General features: G+C 51.8%; 23 protein-coding genes. 13 read left to right on the forward strand and 10 right to left on the reverse strand.

Annotation, left to right across the window (positions count from 1 at the left end):
* Nucleotides 1-43 precede the first annotated feature (43 nt).
* Nucleotides 44-622, reverse strand: coding sequence for a transposase (locus IPI86_RS25225; RefSeq protein ID WP_345300807.1), 579 nt, complete (start codon nt 620-622; stop codon nt 44-46).
* A 59-nt stretch (nt 623-681) separates the two neighbouring features.
* Complete coding sequence (locus IPI86_RS25230) at nt 682-1,530, reverse strand: 3-hydroxybutyryl-CoA dehydrogenase (RefSeq protein ID WP_345300808.1); 849 nt, start codon at nt 1,528-1,530, stop codon at nt 682-684.
* An 82-nt stretch (nt 1,531-1,612) separates the two neighbouring features.
* On the opposite strand from IPI86_RS25230, the gene IPI86_RS25235 reads away from it, so the two are divergent.
* Entirely contained in the window at nt 1,613-1,984 is a 372-nt protein-coding gene (locus IPI86_RS25235; RefSeq protein ID WP_345300809.1) for a hypothetical protein, read from the forward strand.
* A 122-nt stretch (nt 1,985-2,106) separates the two neighbouring features.
* On the opposite strand, the gene IPI86_RS25240 is transcribed toward IPI86_RS25235, so the two are convergent.
* On the reverse strand, nt 2,107-3,309 hold the full coding sequence (locus IPI86_RS25240; RefSeq protein ID WP_345300810.1) for an acetyl-CoA C-acetyltransferase: 1,203 nt from the start codon (nt 3,307-3,309) through the stop codon (nt 2,107-2,109).
* Between the two features lie 74 nt (nt 3,310-3,383).
* A complete protein-coding gene (locus tag IPI86_RS25245) occupies nt 3,384-3,842 on the reverse strand; it encodes a hypothetical protein (RefSeq protein ID WP_345300811.1) in 459 nt (152 codons plus the stop codon).
* A 92-nt stretch (nt 3,843-3,934) separates the two neighbouring features.
* On the opposite strand from IPI86_RS25245, the gene IPI86_RS25250 reads away from it, so the two are divergent.
* Nucleotides 3,935-4,327, forward strand: coding sequence for a group II truncated hemoglobin (locus tag IPI86_RS25250; RefSeq protein WP_345300812.1), 393 nt, complete (start codon nt 3,935-3,937; stop codon nt 4,325-4,327).
* A 29-nt stretch (nt 4,328-4,356) separates the two neighbouring features.
* Here IPI86_RS25250 and IPI86_RS25255 read toward each other — a convergent pair whose 3' ends face one another.
* Nucleotides 4,357-5,010: a DNA alkylation repair protein gene (locus tag IPI86_RS25255; protein WP_345300813.1), complete on the reverse strand. Its 654-nt coding sequence runs from the start codon at nt 5,008-5,010 to the stop codon at nt 4,357-4,359.
* A gap of 48 nt (nt 5,011-5,058) precedes the next feature.
* Nucleotides 5,059-5,556, reverse strand: coding sequence for an HIT domain-containing protein (locus IPI86_RS25260; protein WP_345300814.1), 498 nt, complete (start codon nt 5,554-5,556; stop codon nt 5,059-5,061).
* A gap of 58 nt (nt 5,557-5,614) precedes the next feature.
* Between IPI86_RS25260 and xseA the strand changes: the two genes are divergently transcribed.
* Genes xseA through IPI86_RS25275 form a run of 3 tightly spaced genes read left to right on the forward strand, consistent with a single transcriptional unit; the run spans nt 5,615 to nt 7,626 of the window.
* Nucleotides 5,615-6,883, forward strand: coding sequence for an exodeoxyribonuclease VII large subunit (gene xseA / locus IPI86_RS25265; protein WP_345300815.1), 1,269 nt, complete (start codon nt 5,615-5,617; stop codon nt 6,881-6,883).
* 42 nt (nt 6,884-6,925) lie between these two features.
* Nucleotides 6,926-7,177: an exodeoxyribonuclease VII small subunit gene (xseB, locus tag IPI86_RS25270; protein WP_345300816.1), complete on the forward strand. Its 252-nt coding sequence runs from the start codon at nt 6,926-6,928 to the stop codon at nt 7,175-7,177.
* Nucleotides 7,174-7,626: a divergent PAP2 family protein gene (locus tag IPI86_RS25275; RefSeq protein ID WP_345300817.1), complete on the forward strand. Its 453-nt coding sequence runs from the start codon at nt 7,174-7,176 to the stop codon at nt 7,624-7,626. Before xseB ends, IPI86_RS25275 begins: the two co-directional genes overlap by 4 nt.
* 64 nt (nt 7,627-7,690) lie before the next feature.
* On the opposite strand, the gene murJ is transcribed toward IPI86_RS25275, so the two are convergent.
* Complete coding sequence (gene murJ / locus IPI86_RS25280) at nt 7,691-9,289, reverse strand: murein biosynthesis integral membrane protein MurJ (RefSeq protein ID WP_345300818.1); 1,599 nt, start codon at nt 9,287-9,289, stop codon at nt 7,691-7,693.
* A gap of 36 nt (nt 9,290-9,325) precedes the next feature.
* Between murJ and IPI86_RS25285 the strand changes: the two genes are divergently transcribed.
* The 7 genes from IPI86_RS25285 to IPI86_RS25315 all read left to right on the forward strand — a co-directional run bounded on the left by IPI86_RS25285 (nt 9,326) and on the right by IPI86_RS25315 (nt 17,974).
* The gene (locus IPI86_RS25285) at nt 9,326-10,438 is read left to right on the forward strand and encodes a phospholipase D-like domain-containing protein (RefSeq protein WP_345300819.1); all 1,113 of its coding nucleotides are present in this window, start codon (nt 9,326-9,328) and stop codon (nt 10,436-10,438) included.
* Between the two features lie 124 nt (nt 10,439-10,562).
* Complete coding sequence (locus tag IPI86_RS25290) at nt 10,563-11,375, forward strand: DUF5666 domain-containing protein (RefSeq protein ID WP_345300820.1); 813 nt, start codon at nt 10,563-10,565, stop codon at nt 11,373-11,375.
* Nucleotides 11,376-11,470: 95 nt separating this feature from the next.
* Nucleotides 11,471-12,976, forward strand: a complete 1,506-nt coding sequence (locus IPI86_RS25295) for a hypothetical protein (protein WP_345300821.1) — start codon at nt 11,471-11,473, stop codon at nt 12,974-12,976.
* Between the two features lie 189 nt (nt 12,977-13,165).
* Complete coding sequence (locus IPI86_RS25300; RefSeq protein WP_345300822.1) at nt 13,166-13,714, forward strand: sigma-70 family RNA polymerase sigma factor; 549 nt, start codon at nt 13,166-13,168, stop codon at nt 13,712-13,714.
* Nucleotides 13,707-15,011 (forward strand): DUF5667 domain-containing protein, encoded by a 1,305-nt coding sequence (locus IPI86_RS25305; protein WP_345300823.1) that lies wholly within the window; start codon nt 13,707-13,709, stop codon nt 15,009-15,011. The genes IPI86_RS25300 and IPI86_RS25305 overlap by 8 nt, the downstream gene beginning before the upstream one ends.
* 90 nt (nt 15,012-15,101) lie before the next feature.
* Nucleotides 15,102-17,498, forward strand: coding sequence for a PBP1A family penicillin-binding protein (locus IPI86_RS25310; RefSeq protein ID WP_345300824.1), 2,397 nt, complete (start codon nt 15,102-15,104; stop codon nt 17,496-17,498).
* A gap of 74 nt (nt 17,499-17,572) precedes the next feature.
* On the forward strand, nt 17,573-17,974 hold the full coding sequence (locus tag IPI86_RS25315; protein ID WP_345300825.1) for a response regulator: 402 nt from the start codon (nt 17,573-17,575) through the stop codon (nt 17,972-17,974).
* 26 nt (nt 17,975-18,000) lie between these two features.
* Here the strand turns inward: IPI86_RS25315 and IPI86_RS25320 are convergent, their stop codons facing one another.
* On the reverse strand, nt 18,001-19,011 hold the full coding sequence (locus IPI86_RS25320; RefSeq protein ID WP_345300826.1) for an endonuclease/exonuclease/phosphatase family protein: 1,011 nt from the start codon (nt 19,009-19,011) through the stop codon (nt 18,001-18,003).
* Between the two features lie 68 nt (nt 19,012-19,079).
* Between IPI86_RS25320 and IPI86_RS25325 the strand changes: the two genes are divergently transcribed.
* Nucleotides 19,080-19,418 carry a translation initiation factor gene (locus IPI86_RS25325; protein ID WP_345300827.1) on the forward strand — a complete coding sequence of 113 codons (339 nt, stop codon included), beginning with the start codon at nt 19,080-19,082 and terminating at the stop codon, nt 19,416-19,418.
* A gap of 42 nt (nt 19,419-19,460) precedes the next feature.
* Here IPI86_RS25325 and IPI86_RS25330 read toward each other — a convergent pair whose 3' ends face one another.
* Complete coding sequence (locus tag IPI86_RS25330) at nt 19,461-20,687, reverse strand: ATP-binding protein (RefSeq protein ID WP_345300828.1); 1,227 nt, start codon at nt 20,685-20,687, stop codon at nt 19,461-19,463.
* Nucleotides 20,688-20,892: 205 nt separating this feature from the next.
* Entirely contained in the window at nt 20,893-21,087 is a 195-nt protein-coding gene (locus IPI86_RS25335; protein ID WP_345300829.1) for a PspC domain-containing protein, read from the reverse strand.
* Nucleotides 21,088-21,168: the final 81 nt, after the last annotated feature.

Consider the following 21,168-nt stretch of genomic DNA (forward strand, 5'->3'; position numbering starts at 1 on the left):
GTAGGGGCGACGCATTGCGTCGCCCCTACATTGCCGTCACGAATTACAACAATGGATTAATTGGGTTGTTCTCGTCATCATCCCACAAGGAGGGATTCGCTTCGATGTAATCGGTTTTGTTTTGCAGGTCTTTTTCATCACGAATAATGTGTTCGTAATAATTTCTTTGCCAGATACCAGTGGCATTATATTCCTTATTGATGCGATATGAAACGGCGGATTTGAATGATCCAATAATTGCGCCCAATGATTTCGGTTTTGGTCCCTTGGGACGATTGTCGGGCGTGGTAGGGGCGACCCATTGGGTCGCCCCTACGTTGGACGTCAATTCGTCGTTGTGTATCGCAATAATCCCATGCGCATGATTTGGCATAATCACATGTGCGCCCAATTCCACGAATGGGAAATGATCGGGAATGGCACGCCAACATTCATCCGCGATTTTGCCAAATTCGTTCAAAAACATTTCTTCGTTCACGATTTCGCCGAACAAACAATCGCGATGATACGTAACAATGGTCACATAATACGCGCCTTCCCGCGAATAATCATATCCCTGCAGGCGAATGGATTTTCGATGGTGCTTTTTGGGGTCGAATTTTGTGCGTTTGTCACTTGCCATGTTTTTCCCTTGCACTGTAGGGGCGACGCATTCCCACAAGGGGACAATGTGCATCGCCCCTACTTATACGTATAAAAACCTCTGCCAGTCTTTCTTCCCAAATAGCCCGCATCCACCATCTTGCGCAGTAAATACGCGGGGCGGTATTTATCTTCGCCCAAATCTCTTTGCAAAACTTCCATCACAAATAAAACCACATCCAGCCCGATCAAATCCGCCAGGGTGAGCGGTCCCATCGGATGATTCATGCCGAGCTTCATCACCTGGTCAATGGCTTCAGGCGTGCCGACATTTTCCTGCAAGGCGAAAATCGCCTCGTTGATCATCGGGCACAGGATGCGATTCGAAATGAACCCAGGCGAGTCGTTGGCTTCCACGGGTTCCTTGCCCATCACCTTGCACAAGTCCATGATGGTCTTGGTCGTTTCGTCGGATGTGCCAAGTCCGCGGATGACTTCGACCAGTTTCATCAACGGCACGGGATTCATGAAATGCATTCCGATCACTTTATCGGGACGGCTGGTCACTGCTGCGATCTTTGTGATCGAAATCGACGAAGTGTTGCTTGCCAAAATCACGCCTTCGCGGGCGTTGGCATCCATGTCTTTGAAGATCTTGAATTTCAATTCGGGGTTTTCGGTGGCGGCTTCGATGACGAGGTCGGCGTCTTTCATCGTGTCCATGTTGCTCACGAATTGGATCGCATCTGCCGAGGCCTTTTGCTCCGCGGTGATCGTCCCTTTTTCCAGCAATTTCCCCGTGGATTTGGCGATGGTCGCCTTGGCTTTCTCCAGTGCGGCAGGCATCACGTCCATGCAGGTGACTTGATAGCCCGAGGTCGCCGCAACCTGTGCAATGCCGTTGCCCATGGTCCCTGCGCCGATGACGAAAATGTGTCGAATAGTCATATAGTCTCCTTAGTTGCGCGGGCGGGATTCTTTTCTTCCACAACTTCATATTATTCTGAATCTGCTCAATATGCCCTGGGATATGTCCCGAATAAATATTGATCCACTTCTCGAAGGTGTATTGACCTTCCATTTCGGGGTGCTTGAGCCAATGGCTGAACACTTCCTCGGGCTGGCGTTTCAGCAGTGCGTAGGTTGTTTTTCTTGCAATGCGTGTGGCTTCCAACGCGTCTTCGAGGTCCATGTCGTGGTAGTTCAATTCAATGGCCCACTTATCCTGATCGTAACCCATCAACGTGCCGCCTGGCTCTACGATCAATTTGCGCGCACGCAGGGCGGCATTGGTTTCACTGTCCGCAATGTGGATGATGATCTCATGCACGCTCCACTCTTTCGGCTCAGGCTTGAACTTCATCGCCTCTGCTGGCACTTCAGCCAGAGCGGCTTTCAATAAGTCGAATCCACGCCCGTACAGTTCGATCTTTTCGTTGCGTTCTTGTGTGTCCATTTGTTGTGTCCTCAAATCTTTACCAGTTAACAGGTTTGAATGTTCCAACCTTCTAACTTGCCAACTTTCTAACCTTCCAACTCCACCGCCATCGCCACAGCCTCACCGCCGCCGAGACAAAGCGATGCAATGCCGCGTTTCAGGCCGCGATTCTTCAAGGCGTAGATCAACGTCGTCAACACGCGTGCGCCGCTGGCACCGAGTGGGTGACCGAGGGCGATCGCGCCGCCGTTCACGTTGACCTTGTCCCAGTCCCAGCCTTGATCGGCGAGGGCGTAACCATCTGCAAGCACTTGCGCGGCAAAGGCTTCGTTGACTTCAATGAGATCAACGTCGCTGAGTTTCCAGTCAATTTTCTTGAGCAGTTTGGGAATTGCATAGGCAGGTGCGGCGAATAAATACTTCGGCTCCAATGCCGCCTGCGCGTAGCCAGCAATGCGCGCGATGGGATTGAGATTATTTTTTTCTGCATAAGCGCGTGACGAAATCACAACTGCCGCCGCGCCGTCATTCATGGAGGAAGCGTTGCCTGCGGTCACTTTCCCGTCCGCTTTGAAGGCGGGCTTGAGTTTCGCCAGCGACTCCAGCGAAGTGTCCTTGCGCGGACCTTCGTCCCTGTCGAAAATGGTCACTTCCCCTTTTCGTCCAGGGATTTGCACAGGAACGATCTCGGCGCTGAACATGCCTTTTTCTTGAGCCTCAACAGCTTTCAGGTGAGAGCGAAGCGCAAATTCATCCATTGCGGCGCGGGTCACTTCATATTCATCCGCAATGAATTCAGCGGCCATGCCCATGCCCCAATTCTCAAAGGGATCCCAAAGACCATCATTGAGCAGGGCATCGGTGAGGGCTTGATTGCCGAACTTGAGTTCGCCCGAACGCCCGCTGACGAGATACGGCGCGCGGCTCATCGACTCCATTCCGCCTGCTACAAATAAATCGCCATCTCCAGCGCGGATGGCTTGCGCCGACATCATCGCCGCCTTGAGGCCTGATCCACATACCTTGTTAATTGCAGTGGCGCTGACAGTGGCGGGCACGCCCGCAAAGATCGCCGCCTGTCGCGCAGGCGCCTGACCATTGCCGGCTTGCACCACATTGCCCATCAAAACTTCTTCAATATCTTTGGGGTCGATTCCCGCGCGTTCCACCGCCGCTTTGACGGCAACCGCGCCGAGTTTTGTTGCGGAGATTCCGCTCAGTCCGCCCTGAAATTTTCCTACGGCGGTTCGTGCCGCACTTAGAATCACTGCATCATTTTCTTTGCTCATGGGGTTCTCCTGTTGGTGATGCGGCAATTATAAAGCCAACGTCTCAGACGTTGGCTTTATGAATTCGATATGTTTTATAGGGTTGGAGTGGCTGCTGGCTGATCGGGTGTTCCAAAATACCCTGCGCCTGCCCCTGCCCCGGCGGCGAGTGCCGCGCCGAAGATCCCGAAGCATAGACCTGTGCCGAGCCCGGAGAGATAGAAAATTGCCATCATGGACGGATCATCGCCTGTCGGTATGGTTCCAAATGGAAGTTGCGTCCCCGAGGTTTGCATTAAGACGAGGGCGATCACGCCGCCGATCATCTGACCGATGATCATTAATCCGCCCGCAATGCCTCCTGCGATGGCTCCTGCTCTGGCTCCATCGGCCTTGGTTGTTTGTTTTTCCTGATTTGCGGTGAGGAACCCTGCCACCCCTCCAGCCAGCATCGATGCAAATGGTCCGCAGAGCCCGATGAATCCGGAAACGCAAACATTCAACACCAAACCTACCACACCTACGATCAAACCCATTTTAATTCTTGGTTGCATAATAAGCTCCTTTTGGTTTTTTCTATTTTCTCATAACAATGGTGATATGTCATTCCCAGCTTGTTTATGAAACTTATATTACAATTTCACCCATGAATGAACTCAACTCCCTCTATGACCTGATCGGCGGCGAGACAGGCGTCCGCACCCTGGTTGAAAGATTTTATGACATTATGGATTCCTCGCCCGAGGCGAAGGACATCCGCGCATTGCACGCGGCGAGCTTGACACAATCACGCGAAAAGCTTTTTCTCTTCCTCACAGGCTGGTCAGGCGGACCTCCGCTCTACATTGAAAAATACGGGCATCCCCGCTTACGTCAGCGTCATATGCCATTTTCCATTGGCGGCATCGAGCGCGACCAATGGCTGTGGTGCATGAATCAAGCCGTTGACGAGATGAATGTCCTCCCCGCTGTGAAGGAGCATCTCAAAACCCGCTTTGCCGAAGTGGCAGATTTTATGAGGAATAGGGAAGAAGGATAAGCACGACTTGCCCAATGGCCCATCGTTTGCTACTCTCCAATATTCTTCAATGCCTCACGCCGACTTAAAGGATGCAGTTCCTTCGTTGCTTTGACAAACTTTTTCACGGGGGATGGATGGGTGTGTGCATATTGACGTAACGCCCAGCCAATGGCCTTGTTGATGAAGAATTCGTCTGAGCCGAGATTTTCCTTGACGATTTCGGACAACAGGTCGAAGTCGGTTTCTTCTTTATAGCCAAGTTGAAAGAGCAAGGTCGTGCGGCGCAGCCAAAAGTTTTTAGATTTTCGCCACTTTTTCAGGTATTTTTCACGGACCTTGGGAAACCGCTTGAACTGAGACCCCACTGCATGGCCAGCCAGCGTATCCACGGTGTCCCACCATGATTTTGTCACCAGTAAATATTCAATGGTTGTGATGAATTCAGGCCCGACCGTCTTTTCGAATTTGCCCATCAAGCCCATGGCGGCGTATTGAAATTCACGCTGGGGCAGTGACCACAGGTCACGCACGATCACGTCCAGTTTTTCCAGCGGGGGAAGTCCGTGTTCGGCGATGAATCCCTTCATCAGCGCCGCACTTTGCGGCGTTTTGATTCCGAGGTATTCGAATTGGTCGCGCATGTATTTCTTCATCGGCCCTGCCTGCGCGGGGTTTGCATTTTCCTCAAAAAGGGATTTCAAGGCGAGGGAATATTTGTGCGACCTGCGGGGGGGGGCAAGCCAGTATGTCTATTGAAAAGGCAAGGGGGGGGTGAATGCATCCCGTACCCGCCTGTAAGTATCTTCGAGCGCCTCGGGCAATACGCGCGTTTCGCCAACAGAAGACATGAAGTTTGTATCGCCTGCCCAGCGCGGCACAATGTGAATGTGGACATGTCCCAGCACGCCCGCCCCCGCCGCTTCGCCAATGTTGATGCCCATGTTGAACGATTGTGTTCGATACACCTTGCGCAGAATGGTGGTGCAGTGTGAGGCCAGCTCCATCATTTCGGCGCGGGTTTCGGCGTCGAGTTCTTCGAGGTTGGATGTGTGTGAAAAGGGGATGACCATCAAATGTCCGCTGGTGTAGGGGAAGCGGTTGAGGATCACATACGCGTTCTTTCCGCGGAAGGCGATGAGATTTTCTTCGCTGTCCGTTTTGGCTTGTGCGATGCAAAATACACAGCCGTTCTCTTTTGTGTGATTTTCGATGTATGACATGCGCCAGGGTGACCAGAGATGATTCATGGGAGTTCAGGGATGAATTATAAAGGATGAGGGATGAAAGAAGAAAGATGTTTTTTGATTGCTCTTTTATCCTTTTCTTTCCACTTCCACATTCATCCTTTTTAAGTTATCCTCGCAATCCATGCAGCCGACCCTGTTTTCCTCTGTCCATCTTACGGTCTCCCAACTTACCTTCCATATTCGCAAACAGTTGGAAGATGATCCCACATTGCAGGACGTTTGGGTGGATGGTGAGATCTCCAACCTCTCGAAGCCCGCTTCGGGTCACATCTATTTCACGCTGAAAGATAAAAACGCCTCACTTCGCTGTGTGATCTGGAAACTGGATGCGGCGCGTTTGCGTGTCAACTTGCAGGATGGCATGGCTGTGGAAGTTCATGGCAGGATCACGGTCTACGAGCCGCAGGGACAGTATCAACTTATCGTCAACCTCGTACAACCTAAAGGCGAAGGCAGGTTGTATCAGGAATACATGCGCCTGAAAGCCATGCTCGAAGCTGAAGGACTGTTCGATTCTGAGCGTAAGCGTTCCATCCCTGAGCGTCCGCAAACGATCGGCGTTGTCACCTCCGCGACGGGTGCGGCGCTGCGCGACATGCTCAATACATTGCGTCGCCGTCTGCCGTTGGCGCGCGTCATTCTTGCGGCTTCCCCTGTGCAAGGTGTGGAGGCCCCGCCCGCTTTGGTCAATGCGCTGGTTTCGCTCAACAAGCAAAACCCCGATGTGATTTTACTTGCCCGCGGTGGAGGCTCCATCGAAGACCTGTGGGCTTTCAACGATGAGCGGGTCGTGCGTGCCGTGGCCGATTCAAAAGCGCCCATCATTTGCGGCGTGGGCCACGAAACCGACTTCACCCTGTGCGATTTCGCCGCCGACCTCCGCGCCCCGACCCCAACGGCCGCTGCGGAACTTGCCACCCAAACAACAGTAGATGACCTTCGCGCACAACTTGACTATTACACCGCGCGCCTCACAGACTTAACCTCGAACCTGCTCGCTGAACAAAAGGCGGGACTCTCCGCTTTGGCATCGCGCCTGAAATACGTTTCCCCAGAACGCCGCATTCAATCTGAATATCAGCACCTCGACGAGCTTTCCCGCCGCGCATTTTCCGCCATGAATCACCGCATCCAATTGCAGGCTTCCCGCGTAGATGGAATGTCAAAACGCTTGCAGTCTTTGAATCCCGAAGGCGTCCTCTCGCGTGGATATGCTATTATCACCCGCAAGGACGACGGCAGGGTTGTCGGCAAAGTTTCCGATGCTGGCGGCGAAATGAAGGTGCGAGTCAGCGACGGCGAGTTTGATGTAAGTCGAAAATCATAATTTGTTATTCGTAAAAATACCAAATTGAGTATCGGAGTTAATATGGCCAAGACATCTGTCAAAAAATCAGAAAAATCCATAGAGGAGTTGACCTACGAAGAGGCACTGGTAGAGCTTGAGCAGATCGTTGAAGTGTTGGAAGGGGAGCAGAATCCACTTGAAGAGTCGATGAAACTGTTTGAGCGGGGTCAGGCCCTGGTCAGGCAATGCGGCGCACTGCTTGAGTCAGCCCAGCTTAAGGTGCAGAAACTCGCTGGAGATTCCCTGGTCGGCTTCGAGGAAGATTCGGAATGAATCTGGCTACTCTTCTCGAAAACAAAGTTTTGATCGCCGTGCTGGCGGGCTGGTTGATCGCGCAGGCGCTGAAGATCCCTACGGAGTATTTGCGCTCACGCCGCTGGATGTGGGCCATGTTCTTTGCTCCAGGCGGCATGCCTTCCTCTCATTCCGCCTTGATGGTTTCAGGGACAGTTGCCGTCGGCTTGTATCACGGTTTTGATAATCCGCTTTTTGGGGTGGCGGTGGCGATCACCATGATCATCGCCCATGATGCCGCGGGTGTGCGCAGGCAGGCTGGCATGCACGCGGAAAGAATCAACGTGCTTTTCGAGGAATTGCTCAAGGGTCATATGTGGGACGAAAACGAATTGAAGGAAGTCATCGGTCATACCCCGCTCGAAGTGGTTGGCGGCATTTTGCTTGGCTTCTTCGTAGCCATCATGCAATGGTTGATCTGGCCGTAAATAAATCCCCACTTAATTATTTTCTTTCGTCTATCGTCCTTCCTTTTTTCAGGAAGGACGATTTTTAATTCCGTTTTAGTCTTCTCAATACCCCGCTGACGATATATTGCAACTCAGGCACGCGCAGTATCCATAACATGCCAAAGTAAATCCCGCCGCCGATCATCACGCCGATGAGGGCGAGAATCCATGTGCTCAAGTTTTTCCCAACAGAAAGCCAGCCAAAAATTGATAAAGCCATGACTATAGCGGCCGCAGTTGAAGGAATGACCCCGCCCATAATGTGCGGACCTTCGATGCCTTTCAGACGCTTTCGCATTACGATGAACAATGTGGCCGCCTCAAGCGCAGTTGCAAAAGAATTCGCCAGTGCCAATCCGCCATGCGGCATCCAGCCGATGGATGCGAATAATTTTGCGAACAGAATACTGAATAATACGTTTAGTCCCATCGCAATGGTGCCGATGATGACGGGGGTCTTTGTATCGTGCTGTGCGTAAAAGGCGCGGGTCAAAATTTCCATGATGGAGTGGCCAACAATTCCTGCCGCGTACCACAACAACGCCCATGAAACGATCTGCACATCGTTGCCATCGAACTTTCCACGCTGATATAGCATCGAGATGAGCGGCTCGCGCAGGAGCATTAAGCCAATACTGGCAGGCAGTGCCAAAAGAATAACGCCTCGCAGAGACGACGCCAGGGATGTGCGCATCTCGTCTGTTTGACCGAGTGCGTGTTGCGCCGAAAAAGTTGGCATCGCAGCGATGGCCACTGACTGTGCAATGGCCGCCTGCGCCATGAGCATGAGTGAAAATCCATAATACAAGCCAGAGACGCTTCCGCTTGCCATTTGAGAGGCCAGCCAGGTGTTTACCCAAAAATTCAACTGCACCACGGCCACACCGATCAGGCGCGGTCCCATCAGCAACAAGACCTGACGGACGTTTGAGTCTTGCAAACCGAGAGAGATGTGGAAAGCAGAAAAGGATGAGTGGCGGGTAATAAGTTTTACAAGGGATGGAAGTTGAAGTGCTACGTACAATACAGAGCCGATGACCACGCCCCAGGCAAGCCCGTAGATTCCAAGAGATGGAGCGAGCACAATTGCGCCGAAGATAATTCCGATTTGATAGAAGGCGGGAGTGAGGGCAGGAAGTAAAAAGACCTGATGAGCGTTCAGGATGCCGACGAATAATCCGCCGATGCCGAAGAGCACGGCGGAGATCAGTTGAATACGCAGCAGGGAAATGGTCAGCGTGAAGAGTTGCGGATCACTGGAAAGGCCCGGGGCCAGCGCGTAGCGGACCACTTGCGGGGCGAACACTGCCACTAGTAGCGCGAGCAGGCTGAGGGTCAGTGTGACCGCGTTTGCGATCGAAGAAGCCAGTCTCCAGGCCGAGTCCTTTTCGTTTTTGGCGAGCAGTCCCGTAAACATCGGAATGAAAGCGGAACCAAGCGCACCACCTGCCACCAGCAAAAAAAGAGTTTCGCTGACACGATTGGCGGCGAAGAATGCATCGAGTTCGGGGGAGGCTCCAAACGCGCGCGCAACGATGACACCGCGCGCAAGCCCGGTAATTTGCCCAAGTAAAATGGCAAACATCACCGTGCCAGCCGCGCGCGCGATCTGGCGATTCGCATTTCCATTTGTTTCTGTCATAGGGTGGCGGGATTATAATCGTTTTGGGAGAATTCCATGAAAAAGACCTTGAGCCTGCTTTATATTTTTGTTTTACTGACTGCATGTACTTCGATCTCGGGAACGACTCCGACTCCGCCGCAAGTTGATACGGTGATCGAATCGGATTTCACTACAACCTTGACTCTGGTTACGCTTGGCGCCGGGCGCGGTGTTCGCGGCGATTGGTTTGAGCTTTATTTTACCGACCCCACCAGCCCGCTGGCTTCTCAGGAAACAGGCGGCCCCGATGGCCCGCTTGCCAATGCCATCGATGAAGCCCGCCTGAGTGTGGATGTTGCGATTTACAGCCTGAGCTTGAACAGCATCCGTGACGCATTGTTGCGTGCGCATGATCGCGGTGTTCGGGTGCGCATGGTCATGGAAAGCGATAACCTTGACCGCTCCGACCCGCAAAAGCTGAAAGATGCGGGTATTCCTATTTTAGGCGACCGCCGCGAAGGTTTGATGCACAATAAATTTGTGGTGATCGATAATTCAGAGGTTTGGCTGGGTTCGATGAATTTCACGGATTCAGGCGCATATGCCGATAACAACAACCTGATGAAGATCCGCTCGACGAAGGTCGCCGAAAATTTCACAACCGAATTCGAGGAAATGTTCGAAGACGATATTTTCGGCCCTGATGCAGGCTATGGCACCCCCAACCCGCGTGTGACCATTGATGGCACTCCCATCGACATTTATTTCTCACCCGATGATCATGTGCAGGCTGCGCTGGTGGATCTGATCGGCGCTGCGGCGCAAGATAGCATCTACTTTATGGCATATTCCTTCACCGCCGACCCGATCGGAAGTGTCATGCGGGTCAGTGCTGCCGATGGACTGACTGTGGCCGGTGTCATGGATGCTGACCAGATCAAGTCTAATCTTGGCACTGAATTTGACCCATTTAGCAAAGCCGAACTCGATGTGTATAAGGATGGGATTCCCGGTCTCATGCATCACAAGGTGATCATCATCGATAAGAGTATCGTGATATTTGGTTCATATAATTTCACCAACAGTGCCGAGACAAGGAATGATGAAACACTGGTGGTGATCTATAACCGCGACATTGCGGCACAATTCATGGAGGAGTTTCAAATCGTTTTCAAGGCGGCTCAATAAAGCCTGGTGTTGTTTTTCACAAGAATGAATTGAATTCGAAAATTGATTGGAGGAAGCCGTAACTTTTTCACCCCTATGGCGACTAGTGGTATGTAATCAAACTAAACCAAAAGAGGTGATAATCATGAAACAATTCTTCCGCTTTCTCAGACCCGCTCTCGTCCTGCTCGCCCTGCTGATGAACGCTTGCGCAGGCGCTCCCGCCGCCACAACGACCGATGCTGGCGCAGCCAAAGTTGAGGCATCCGCTGTCGAATTCACGGGTGTGATCGAATCCATCGATGGAAATACCTGGGTCGTCAACGGTCAGACCATTACAGTCGACCCCGCAATTGTACAAGCTGGCACTTATGTGGTCGGCGATACTGTCAAGATTGAAGCCTCAGTGGCTGAGGACGGTTCAATTGTTGTGACACGCATTGATACTCCGTCCGCAGATGATGGTAATACCAATACGGGCACAAACGACAATACCAACACTGGCACGGGTGATAACACCAATACTGGCACGGGTGATAATACCAACACAGGTACAGGCGACAACACCAACAGCGGTACCGACGACAACACCAACAGTGGTACCGATGACAACACCAACACCGACAATGGCAATGACGACAGTGAGGATGATGACTCCACTGACGGCAACAGCAACGACGACAATTCCAACGACGGAACTGACGACAACGGCAACGACGACAATTCCAACGACGGAACTGACGATAACGGCAACGACGACAATTCCAACGACGGAACCGACGATAACGGCAACGATGACAATTCCAACGACGGAACCGATGATAACGGCAACGATGACAACTCCAACGACGGAACTGACGACAACTCCAATGATGATGGTGATGACGACAATTCCAACGATGACGGCGACAACAGCAATGACGACAATTCCAACGATGGAAATACCAACGGCGGCTAATCGTCACTGCAACTGAAATTCAAATTGAACGGCTCGCCTGGAGTCAAGAGATCTTCAGGCGGGCTGCTCTTATTCTTCCGAGCAAGGGTATTTCAATGCAAAAACAGACTCTTTCCAAATTTCTTCCCCTGGCATTATTCATTATTTTTTTCGTCGGCATGGCTGCTGTTCAGTTTGCCACACCCGATATGCCCGACAACGATGGCTTTTATCACATCAAACTTGCATGGCTCATGCGCACGGAAGGTTTGAAGCCCGATTTCATCTGGCTGCCCCTGAGTATTCTCAGCGAAAAGGAATTCTACGACCATCATTTTCTTTTTCACGTGGCATTGATCCCCTTTACCTTCGGCGACCTGCACACAGGAGCCAAGTGGGCGGCGGTTACTTTTTCAAGCCTGGCTTTTTTGGCGGTCTGGTACTTGTTCCACCGCCAGCGCGTGCCCATGGCATGGTTGTGGGCAATGGCTTTACTGGGTATTTCTGATGCTTTTCTCTACCGTATGAGTATTACCCGCGCCCAATCACTCTCTCTCGCAATTCTGGCGATTGCGCTGGCCTGGATGCTCGAAGGGAAATACAAACACCTTGCGGTTCTCTCCTTTGTTTATGTTTGGGCGTACGATGCCTTCCCGCTGATGCTCTCGCTTGTCGTGCTGCACATGCTGGCCGTGGCCATGATCGAGCGTCGCCTGGAATATCGTCTGTTGCTGTGGGCTGGTATCGGTATCGCGTTGGGCGTGATCATCAATCCGTACTTCCCTGCGAACCTGGTTTTTACTTATCGTCACCTGCTGCCCAAGTTGGTGGAGGCTACCTCTGTCAGTGTTGGCAATGAATGGTATCCCTACGAAACAGCGCAGTTGTTGGAAAACTCCCTGCCCGCACTGGTGGCATTTGTCAGCGGAGCGCTTGCTCTCGGTTTGGCAGGCCGCAAAATGGATGTGCGAACCGCGACCAGCTTTTTGATCGCACTCCTGTTTGGACTGATGCTTTTTCAGGCACGCCGCTTCGTGGAATATTTCCCACCCTTCGCCTTGATCTTCGCCGCATTTGCCTGGGCGCCTCTCTTCGTGGACCCTGAGCCTGATCCTGTTTTCCGATCAAAACTGACCCGTTCAGTGTGGACCGACCTGCAAAGCAATATCCCCGGCATCCTGCTTACCTTGGCTGTGACGGCAGGTATGATCAAATCCATTCCCGCGGTGCAGGAGCAGATGCAGCGTTCCAAGTCTTACGATCTGTACGCGGGCGCATCTGCCTGGTTGGTCGAGAATACCGCTGAAGGTGAGCGTGTCTTTCAGACAGATTGGGATGATTTTCCGCGCTTATTCTTTTATAATACTCATAACACCTACCTGATCGGCCTTGATCCCACCTATCTGCAATTGTATGACGCGGAAATGTACGATACATGGGTAAACATCACCCGTGGGAAAACACCCCAGCCGTCCGAGATCATTGCAACGCAGTTCTCAGCCCGCTATGTTCATAGCGACTTGAATCACGACAATTTCCTGCGCGTTGCCGCTGAAGATCCTGGGTTGAGGGAGGTCTATCGCGATGGTCAGGCGGTGATTTTCGAGGTGATAGCACCTTAAGTATGTGAAGGAATATGATGAATACGCAAGCTGTACTTGTTGGAGAAAACCCTGAAATGAGAAGGTTGTCCATCTGCCTTTTCCTGATAGCCCCGCGCCACGGGAGCATCACAAAATACACCGCTGTACTATCTGATGGATTTGCCATGATGGAATCTGTTTCATGGCCTCCGGGAGACTCGTAACCTCATGCCAGCACCCGATACACAAAAGGAATTGGATGGGTTACAGAAGCTGGATGCGCAGACAATCGGTGCAGTCTATGACCAGTATTTTTCTGAGATCTATCGTTATGTTCGTTACCGGCTTGGCGATTCGACGGTAGCCGAAGACATTGCCAGTGATGTGTTTGTTCGTCTATTGGAAGCCGTCCAAAATGGACAGCCTCCGAAAACAAGTTTGAAGGGATGGCTGATCGGGACGGCCTCCCACATGGTGACTGATCACCTGCGGCGGAAATATCGCCGCCCGGAAAATGAACTCCACGAATCCATGGCGGATGCAGGTGAGAGCGTAACCTCCGAGGTGGATCAGCGCGAACAGAATCAAGCTGTGAATGAAGCGTACGCGCAATTAACTCCCGAACAACAGAATGTGCTCGCCCTGCGATTTGGACAGGGCTACTCTTTGGATGAGACTGCGGCCTTTATGAATAAGAATGTTAACGCGGTCAAGGCTCTCCAGTTCCGTGCGCTGGCTGCATTGCAGCGCGAGGTTGGTGAGGTGAACTATGAATAACTTATACGATATATTGGAAATTTGCATACAGGAACTTGAGAATGGCGCGGATATGGATGCCCTCCTCGCGCGTTATCCCAGCTTTGCTGGTGAATTACGCCCGATCCTGAAGGCTTCCGTCGAAGCACGGTCCATGGCTCAGGAACCTTCCCCGGAAGCTGTCCGCCGCGGGCGCGCCAAACTTTTGCAGCGCGCCTCCGAAATGCGCGAGGCGAAGTTCGCGCCGCGCAAAAGGGTGATTCCGTTCTTCCAACGTCTGGCGATCTCATTCACCATGACCGCCTTGTTCCTGGCAAGCGGAACAGGCTTGGTGGGAGCTTCGTCGACCGCTCTGCCCGGAGAGAATCTGTATCCCGTCAAACTCACATGGGAAAATGTGCGCTTGTTCTTTACATTTGACCATGCCACTCGGGAAATGCTTGAACACACCTTCGGAAATGAACGCCTGCATGAAGTCAGTGAACTGCTCAACGAAGGCAGGCATGAAACCATTCAGTTTTCAGGTATTTACATGAAGGTCAATGACCTTCACTATGTATCGGGTATTCAGGTCGCAATTCTCGATACAACATCGCTGCCCGTGGATGAACTGGTGAATGGGGTGGCGGTTACAGTCACCGGCCGCACCAACGCCGCTGGATTTGTGGATGCCGAATCGATCCAATTATTGCCGCCCGGAACAGTTGTCCCTGCTGGAAAGCCTGTTGAGGTTGACGATCACGAGCAGGGCAATATCAACATGAATGGCAACGACAATGGCAACCTGGACGAGAACGATAACGGCAATATCAATGAAGATGTCAGTGTCAACGAAAATGAGAATGGCAACGACAATGACAATCAAAATGCCAATGAAAACACCAACGACGACAACAATGGCAATGACGATGACAACACCGACGATGGCGACAATGAGAACGAGGACGGCGGTGGTAATGATAATGGCAACAGCAACGACGATGGCAATGACAATGGCGTCGATAATAGCAATGATAATGTCAACGAGAACGACAATATCAATGACAACGATAACACCAATGATAATGTGAATGACAACACGAACGACAACGTCAATGACAATACGAATGAGAATACCAATGATAATGTCAACGATGACACCAATACCAATGATGACAACAGCAATGATGATGATAATACCAACGACGACAATAATAACGACGATAACAGCAATGATGATAACGACAACGATGATAACAACAATAACGGCAAGACCACAGCGGCGTTTTTCGGGCGTGTAGAGGAGTTTCGCTCTCGAAAATATTTCCCCCGTGCATAAACCGAAAGCTCCTTTTTAATTTCTCCCCGCCCGTGAAATCAATTCCACGGGCGGTCTTTTTAAAGTACAAAAGAAATTTATAATCATTTTATGCGTACCCTGTTGAAATCCAATCTGGTGCGGATTTTGTTGCTGGCAGCCTCCGTTGTGCTGACTTTTCTTGTCTACACCTTCTACGACCTGCCTTCCATCCGTTTGATCCCTGAAAACTTGAACCAACCCAGCGTCCGCATCACGGACCGGGGTGGTCGGCTGCTTTATGAGATCATTCCCGCCACAGGTGGACGGAATGCCGTGCTATCGGTGGCGAATATTCCGCAATGCATGAAGGATGCGACGATTGCCGTGGAGGATGGGAATTTTTACAACAACCCCGGCGTGGACGTTGCAGGGATCATCCGCGCGTTGTGGATCAATATCCAGGGTGGGGAAACGCTTGCAGGAGGGAGTACCATCACACAACAGGTGGCGCGCACCCTGCTGCTAAGCGATGAAGTAACAGAGCGCACCCTGCGCCGTAAATTGCGCGAGTCCGTTTTGGCATGGCAATTGACCCGCGCCTACTCCAAAGACGAGATACTCGCCTTGTATCTCAATCAGATCTATTACGGCGGAATGGCCTACGGGATCGAAGCCGCAGCGCAAACCTATTTCGGTAAGTCCGCTTCTGATCTTTTGCTGCCCGAGTGTGCTCTGTTGGCTGGTTTGCCGCAGACACCGGGCGTTTACAACCCTTTCACCAATCCTGATCTGGCGCTGGAACGTCAAAAGGTTGTGCTGGGATTAATGGAGAAAAGTGGATTTCTCACTACTGAGCAGAGGGTGGATGCAGAGAATTCCCCGTTGAGTTACAACGCCGAGCCATATCCCATCGAAGCGCCGCATTTTGTCTGGATGATCAAAGACCAATTGGATGATCTTTACATGTCGGGTCAATTGAATACAGAGCAGAGTCTGGTGATTCGCACCACGCTGGATCTGAGCATGCAAAACCTTGCAGAAGAGATCGTCAAAAGGCGTATCGAGCTGTTCAAACCCCTCGAAGGCCAGATCAACCCCAACGTTAAGAATGCCGCGTTGGTCGTCCTCGATCCACACACTGGGGAGATTCTCACGCTCGTTGGCAGTGCCGATTACTTTGATGCATCCATTTATGGCGCGCTCAACATGGCAACTGCCCGAAGACAATCTGGCTCTGCATTCAAGCCCATCATCTATGCAGCCGCACTGGACCCAATGCATGTAAATGCGTTCACAGCCGCGACCTCCATCCTGGATGTTTCAACGACCTTTACGACAAAAGACGGCCAGCCGTATAAACCAGTCAACTATGATGGCAAAGAACATGGATTTGTGTCAGTGCGTGAGTCGCTGGCTTCTTCTTTGAATGTGCCAGCCGTGTTGACTTTGGAGCATGTGGGTATTGAAAATGTGGTCTCGCTTGCAAATCAACTTGGCATTCGTTCGTTGGACGAGCCGCGAAATTATGATCTCTCACTGGCACTGGGTGGCGGAGCGATGAACCTGCTTGAGTTATCGGGGGCGTATGCGGCTCTTGCGAACGAAGGCAGTTACGTACAGGTTACATCCATTCTTGAGATTCGCGATGCAGATGGAAATCTTTTGTATGAACCAGAACGGCCTGCTGCACGCCAGGTCATTGATCCGCGTGTGGCCTGGCTCATCTCCGATATCCTCAGCGACGATCACGCGCGTGCGACGGGCTTTAGTCTCAACAGTGTCTTGAAGCTTGATCGCACCGCCGCTGTAAAAACAGGCACCACCACGAACTTCCACGATAACTGGACCATCGGATACACGCCCGATCTTCTTGTAGGGGTGTGGGTTGGCAATAGCGATCGGGAAGCCATGCACAACGTTACAGGTCTCACAGGTGCGGCACCCATCTGGCATGAAACCATGCGCTCCATTTTACAAGGCAGACCCGATGTGAAATTTACCCAGCCCATCGGCCTTGCGCAACTGGATGTGTGCAGTCTCTCGGGCTTGCTTCCCACTGAGGCTTGTCAACATACAAAAACGGAATGGTTCATCGTGGGTACACAGCCCACTGCCTACGATACCTTTTATCAACGCTCAACTACAGGCGAGATCGTTTTGGCTCTTCCCATTGAAGCGCAGGCTTGGGCGCGTTCGCAAGGCCTGCCTTTATTGGATGAAGCCAATGGGAATCCGCTCGGCGCAGATTCCTTGACCCTCACATCGCCGATCGACAATACGACCTATCGCATCACCCCTAACCTTGACCTGAGTGCCCAACAACTATCATTCTCTGCGCCGACGGTGCCAGGCCTTGCCCAAATGACTTTCTTTGTAGATGGCATCCCGCTTGCAACGCTGTCTTCCCCGCCCTATCAGGTTTGGTGGACATTATCACTGGGCGAGCATCGTTTTTGGGTGGAAGGTGTAATGACAAATGGAGAAACGGTAAAAAGCAGTGTTGTGACGGTTGTAGTGGTAGAGTAGTGTGGATGGAAGGCTTATTTTCAAAGCGGTATAATTAAAAGAATCCAAATAACAGGAAGCCAAAGAAGAAGCCTATGACAAGAATCATGATCGTGGATGATGACATGGAGGCGACAAGTATTCTTTCCCGATTGCTTAAATTGGAAGGATATGAGCCGATTTCAGTGAATGACAGCACACTTGCAATTCAAAAAGCAAGCGATGTCAAACCTGATGTATTTCTGCTTGATTTGATGATGCCTGAATTGGATGGTTTCAAGTTATGCAGATTGCTGCGGGAAAACCGTGAATTTAGACGGACGCCGATTATTATCGTTACCGCCCTGAATAACATGGACAGCCGGGTTGTTGCGTACGGGGCTGGCGCCAATGACTATATTTCCAAACCCTATCTTCCCCATGAACTTGTCCTAAAGATCAGGGAACAACTGGCACGCGCCAAAGAGGGTTGGGATGACCCGTTCGAAGGCTTGTAATTTTATCGTTCGAATACCCGTTGAGGTTATTTTTGCAGTGAAAATTCAGCCACGATCGGGAAATGGTCAGAGCCTCCAGAGTCTTTCAGGATATAAGCGTTGGTGGGGATAAACTCCTCGCTGTGGAAAATATGATCGATCCGCCAAACTGGCCCCACTTGAAACCCCGAATCCATGAAGGTATATGGCGGGGCAGGGTAACTGAATCCAACTCCCCAACCCGCCTCCCAATAGGCGTCGGTCAAATAACGGTTGATTTTGCGATACGCTTCTGATTGATCTGTGGCATTCAAATCGCCCGCCACAATCAGCGGACCTTTTTCGCGGGCGATATCCGCCGCGAGAGCGGATATCTGCGCATCGTATTGTTCGGGCGGAATCAGAAACGGGGGAATCGGGTGGATATTCCAAACTGCTGCGAGCCCTTGCGGCGCTTTGATAATGAGTTTTTGAGTCCGTCCCTGGTCAACTTCGGCGCTGGTCCGTTTCATTGGGTATCGGCTGAAGGCCGCCTGACCGAAATCTTTTATCACCATATCCTTGTACGGATACAGGTCATCCAGCCCATGAAAAAGCGGTGAGCAGAGTGCGGGGGAACACTCCTGAATGAGCAGGACATCGGGATTCTCGCGGCGGATGACCTCGACAATTTCACCAACCTCAGGAATGCCATGCAGGTTGTAGCTCATGACTTTTACAGAAAATCCATCCTCTGGTGACGGGGTTGGGCGGTTTGGTAAATAGAGCGGTACGTAGGTGAAGACGATGATGAGGATGGAACTTGCCACTGCCAGAGCAAGCCATTTACGGCGTGTCATCCACGCGAAAAATAGCAGGGGGAGAAAAAGCAGCAGCAACCAGGCGAGGATATAGGCTGTCATTCTGACTGGCAGAAGCGAGTCTCCTGTCAACCATCTGGCTGGGTACAATAGCCATAGACCGATGCTGGGAATCCAGAACAATCCCTCCAGCAAATTGCGCGTGGCCGAGAATAGAACTTTTGGGTTCAGGTTTGGTTTTGTGAAATTGGTGGACATACTGGCCCTCTGTTTTTGTTTATTGTACCTCCCTTGCGCCTGTCAGGAATCCACTGTATCCTTGCGCCATGACATCGAATCATTCCAAAACTGTCTGGTCTTCTGAAGAAGGAGACCTTCGCAAAAAAGATGAAACCTCTGCCAGCGTCAATTCCCTGCCACCTCAACAGCAGACCATTTACCTGCACCGCGAGTCAAAAGGACGCGGCGGAAAAGGTGTGACCCTGGTCAAAGGGCTGGTGCTTTCCGAAGGGGATTTAATAACTCTGGCCAAGAAGCTCAAGCAAGCCTGCGGCAGCGGCGGCACCATCAAAGACGGGATCATCGAAATTCAAGGCGAACAGCGCGAGAAGGTCGCCGATGTGTTGCGCCAATTGGGTTATAAGGTGAAGATCGCCGGGGGATGATTTTTATAGCACAGGAGCGCGGACTTCAGTCCGCATTCCGCGTTAATGCCTGGGCGGGTCAATTGGCAGGTGCAGATAGAACGTACACCCGGGGAAGTTGACTTCGTCGTGGCCTGTGCTTTCCACCCATACTTTGCCGCCATGCGCCCTCGCCACGCCGCGGACAATGGCCAGCCCTGCGCCTGGTCCGCCGCCTTTGAAAGAAGTCTTCCCTGAAGAGTGAATGGACACATTCCCGACCTGATAAAACTTCTCGAAGACAAGTTCATGATGTTCGGCATCCAGACCGATGCCAGTATCCTGTATGCTGAGCTCGACCCCGGGAGCGTGATTGTCCATCAGGACTGGGCGCGACCGCAGGATGACCTTCCCACCGTCGGGTGTGAATTTGATCGCGTTGATGATGAGATGATACAAGGCCTTTTGAATCAGGGAGGGGTCCGCGTTGATGGCGGGGGTGTCTTCATCCTGTTCGACAATGATCTCGATGTTGCGGTCTTCGACGGCCTTGCGGAAATCGCCTGAAAGCTCGTGCAGGATCCGTTTCAGCGGCACGGGAGCGGGGCTGATACGCAGTTGTTCATTTTCGATGCGGGTGACATCCAGCATGGTGTTGACCACTTCGTGCATCCGCTCAGAGCCTTTGATGATTCCCTCCATGACCTCTTTCAGCGCGGCATTTTCCTGCAATTCAGGGAAGGAACCCAGCACATTGACATAGCCCTTGACGATGGTCAGCGGGGTGCGTAGTTCATGTGCGGCAACCTGAATGAATTCCATTTTGTTGCGGTCCAACTGACGCAGGACCTTGTTATTCTTTTGAAGGTCGCGAATTGCCATTTGGTCGTTCTCAAGAATACGGTCCAGTGTGGTGCGGATGATGTTGATCGCCATGCTGGGACTGCGGCTGAGCATGGTCTCGAAATCCTTTTTCCCCATTTCCAGTACGGTGAGTTCGGTGGTGGCGCGCACAGTGGCGGAGCGCGGCGAATTTTGGATCAACGCCATTTCGCCCACCAGGTCACCTTTGCCAGCGATGCGCAGGACGCGCTCGCCTTCCTCTTCGCTGATCTGTTTGGTGATGACCGCATTGCCATCCGCGATGATGTAGAAGATCTCCTCGAAGGCGCCCTCACGGCAGAGGATATGGTCGGCTGGATAGGTGCAAAGCCGTGTCAGCGTTGCCATCTCCCGCAGGTCATTTTCTGCGAGGCCCTTGAATGCAAGGCTCAGCAGGGATGCTTTGTCGAAGTTGAGGGGCTCAGTCATTGGAGTAAGTATAACCTTGGCGGGTGTCCCTGACTATTGCTATTCGATTGAAATCTTGCATGTGGATTCTACTTAATTTTTTGCAGACGGCTTTCTTTATAATTCTTTTCACAGATCTGCTGGCACCCTCGATGACATGGACAGGACCAATCAAAACTGCCGAAACCAAGTTGGCTTCGGCAGTTTTGACATTTCCACAGTGCGTTTATTCGCTTGGTACGATGAAGACCATGGCAAGATATATCAGGATGCCTGGGACACCACCGGGGATCAAAGCGACGAGAAAGGCGAGGCGGAACCAGAAGGTGCTCACCCCGAAAAATTCAGCCAATCCGCCGCACACCCCGGCGACCACGCGATTGCTGCGGGAACGTCGTAAAGCTTGTCTTTGAGTAGTCATTTGAACCTCCAAATTCATTTGATGTTAAAGGGATATACGCGCGTTTTTGAATTTGGATGCATCGATTCCACGCCTGCGGAT

Origin of the sequence: Candidatus Villigracilis affinis (assembly GCF_016705895.1) — a bacterium.
GTDB lineage: Bacteria > Chloroflexota > Anaerolineae > Anaerolineales > Villigracilaceae > Villigracilis > Villigracilis affinis.

Coding starts and splice junctions, on each gene's coding strand:
- IPI86_RS25230 (WP_345300808.1), bottom strand. CDS start 1,530: ATGACTATTCGACACATTTTCGTCATCGGCGCAGGGACCATGGGCAAC.
- IPI86_RS25245 (WP_345300811.1), bottom strand. CDS start 3,842: ATGCAACCAAGAATTAAAATGGGTTTGATCGTAGGTGTGGTAGGTTTG.
- IPI86_RS25225 (WP_345300807.1), bottom strand. CDS start 622: ATGGCAAGTGACAAACGCACAAAATTCGACCCCAAAAAGCACCATCGA.
- IPI86_RS25235 (WP_345300809.1), top strand. CDS start 1,613: ATGTCCCGAATAAATATTGATCCACTTCTCGAAGGTGTATTGACCTTC.
- IPI86_RS25310 (WP_345300824.1), top strand. CDS start 15,102: ATGCGTACCCTGTTGAAATCCAATCTGGTGCGGATTTTGTTGCTGGCA.
- xseB (WP_345300816.1), top strand. CDS start 6,926: ATGGCCAAGACATCTGTCAAAAAATCAGAAAAATCCATAGAGGAGTTG.
- IPI86_RS25290 (WP_345300820.1), top strand. CDS start 10,563: ATGAAACAATTCTTCCGCTTTCTCAGACCCGCTCTCGTCCTGCTCGCC.
- IPI86_RS25260 (WP_345300814.1), bottom strand. CDS start 5,556: ATGAATCATCTCTGGTCACCCTGGCGCATGTCATACATCGAAAATCAC.
- IPI86_RS25300 (WP_345300822.1), top strand. CDS start 13,166: ATGCCAGCACCCGATACACAAAAGGAATTGGATGGGTTACAGAAGCTG.
- IPI86_RS25325 (WP_345300827.1), top strand. CDS start 19,080: ATGACATCGAATCATTCCAAAACTGTCTGGTCTTCTGAAGAAGGAGAC.
- IPI86_RS25335 (WP_345300829.1), bottom strand. CDS start 21,087: ATGACTACTCAAAGACAAGCTTTACGACGTTCCCGCAGCAATCGCGTG.
- IPI86_RS25240 (WP_345300810.1), bottom strand. CDS start 3,309: ATGAGCAAAGAAAATGATGCAGTGATTCTAAGTGCGGCACGAACCGCC.
- IPI86_RS25275 (WP_345300817.1), top strand. CDS start 7,174: ATGAATCTGGCTACTCTTCTCGAAAACAAAGTTTTGATCGCCGTGCTG.
- IPI86_RS25295 (WP_345300821.1), top strand. CDS start 11,471: ATGCAAAAACAGACTCTTTCCAAATTTCTTCCCCTGGCATTATTCATT.
- IPI86_RS25305 (WP_345300823.1), top strand. CDS start 13,707: ATGAATAACTTATACGATATATTGGAAATTTGCATACAGGAACTTGAG.
- IPI86_RS25285 (WP_345300819.1), top strand. CDS start 9,326: ATGAAAAAGACCTTGAGCCTGCTTTATATTTTTGTTTTACTGACTGCA.
- murJ (WP_345300818.1), bottom strand. CDS start 9,289: ATGACAGAAACAAATGGAAATGCGAATCGCCAGATCGCGCGCGCGGCT.
- IPI86_RS25250 (WP_345300812.1), top strand. CDS start 3,935: ATGAATGAACTCAACTCCCTCTATGACCTGATCGGCGGCGAGACAGGC.
- IPI86_RS25315 (WP_345300825.1), top strand. CDS start 17,573: ATGACAAGAATCATGATCGTGGATGATGACATGGAGGCGACAAGTATT.
- IPI86_RS25330 (WP_345300828.1), bottom strand. CDS start 20,687: ATGACTGAGCCCCTCAACTTCGACAAAGCATCCCTGCTGAGCCTTGCA.
- IPI86_RS25320 (WP_345300826.1), bottom strand. CDS start 19,011: ATGTCCACCAATTTCACAAAACCAAACCTGAACCCAAAAGTTCTATTC.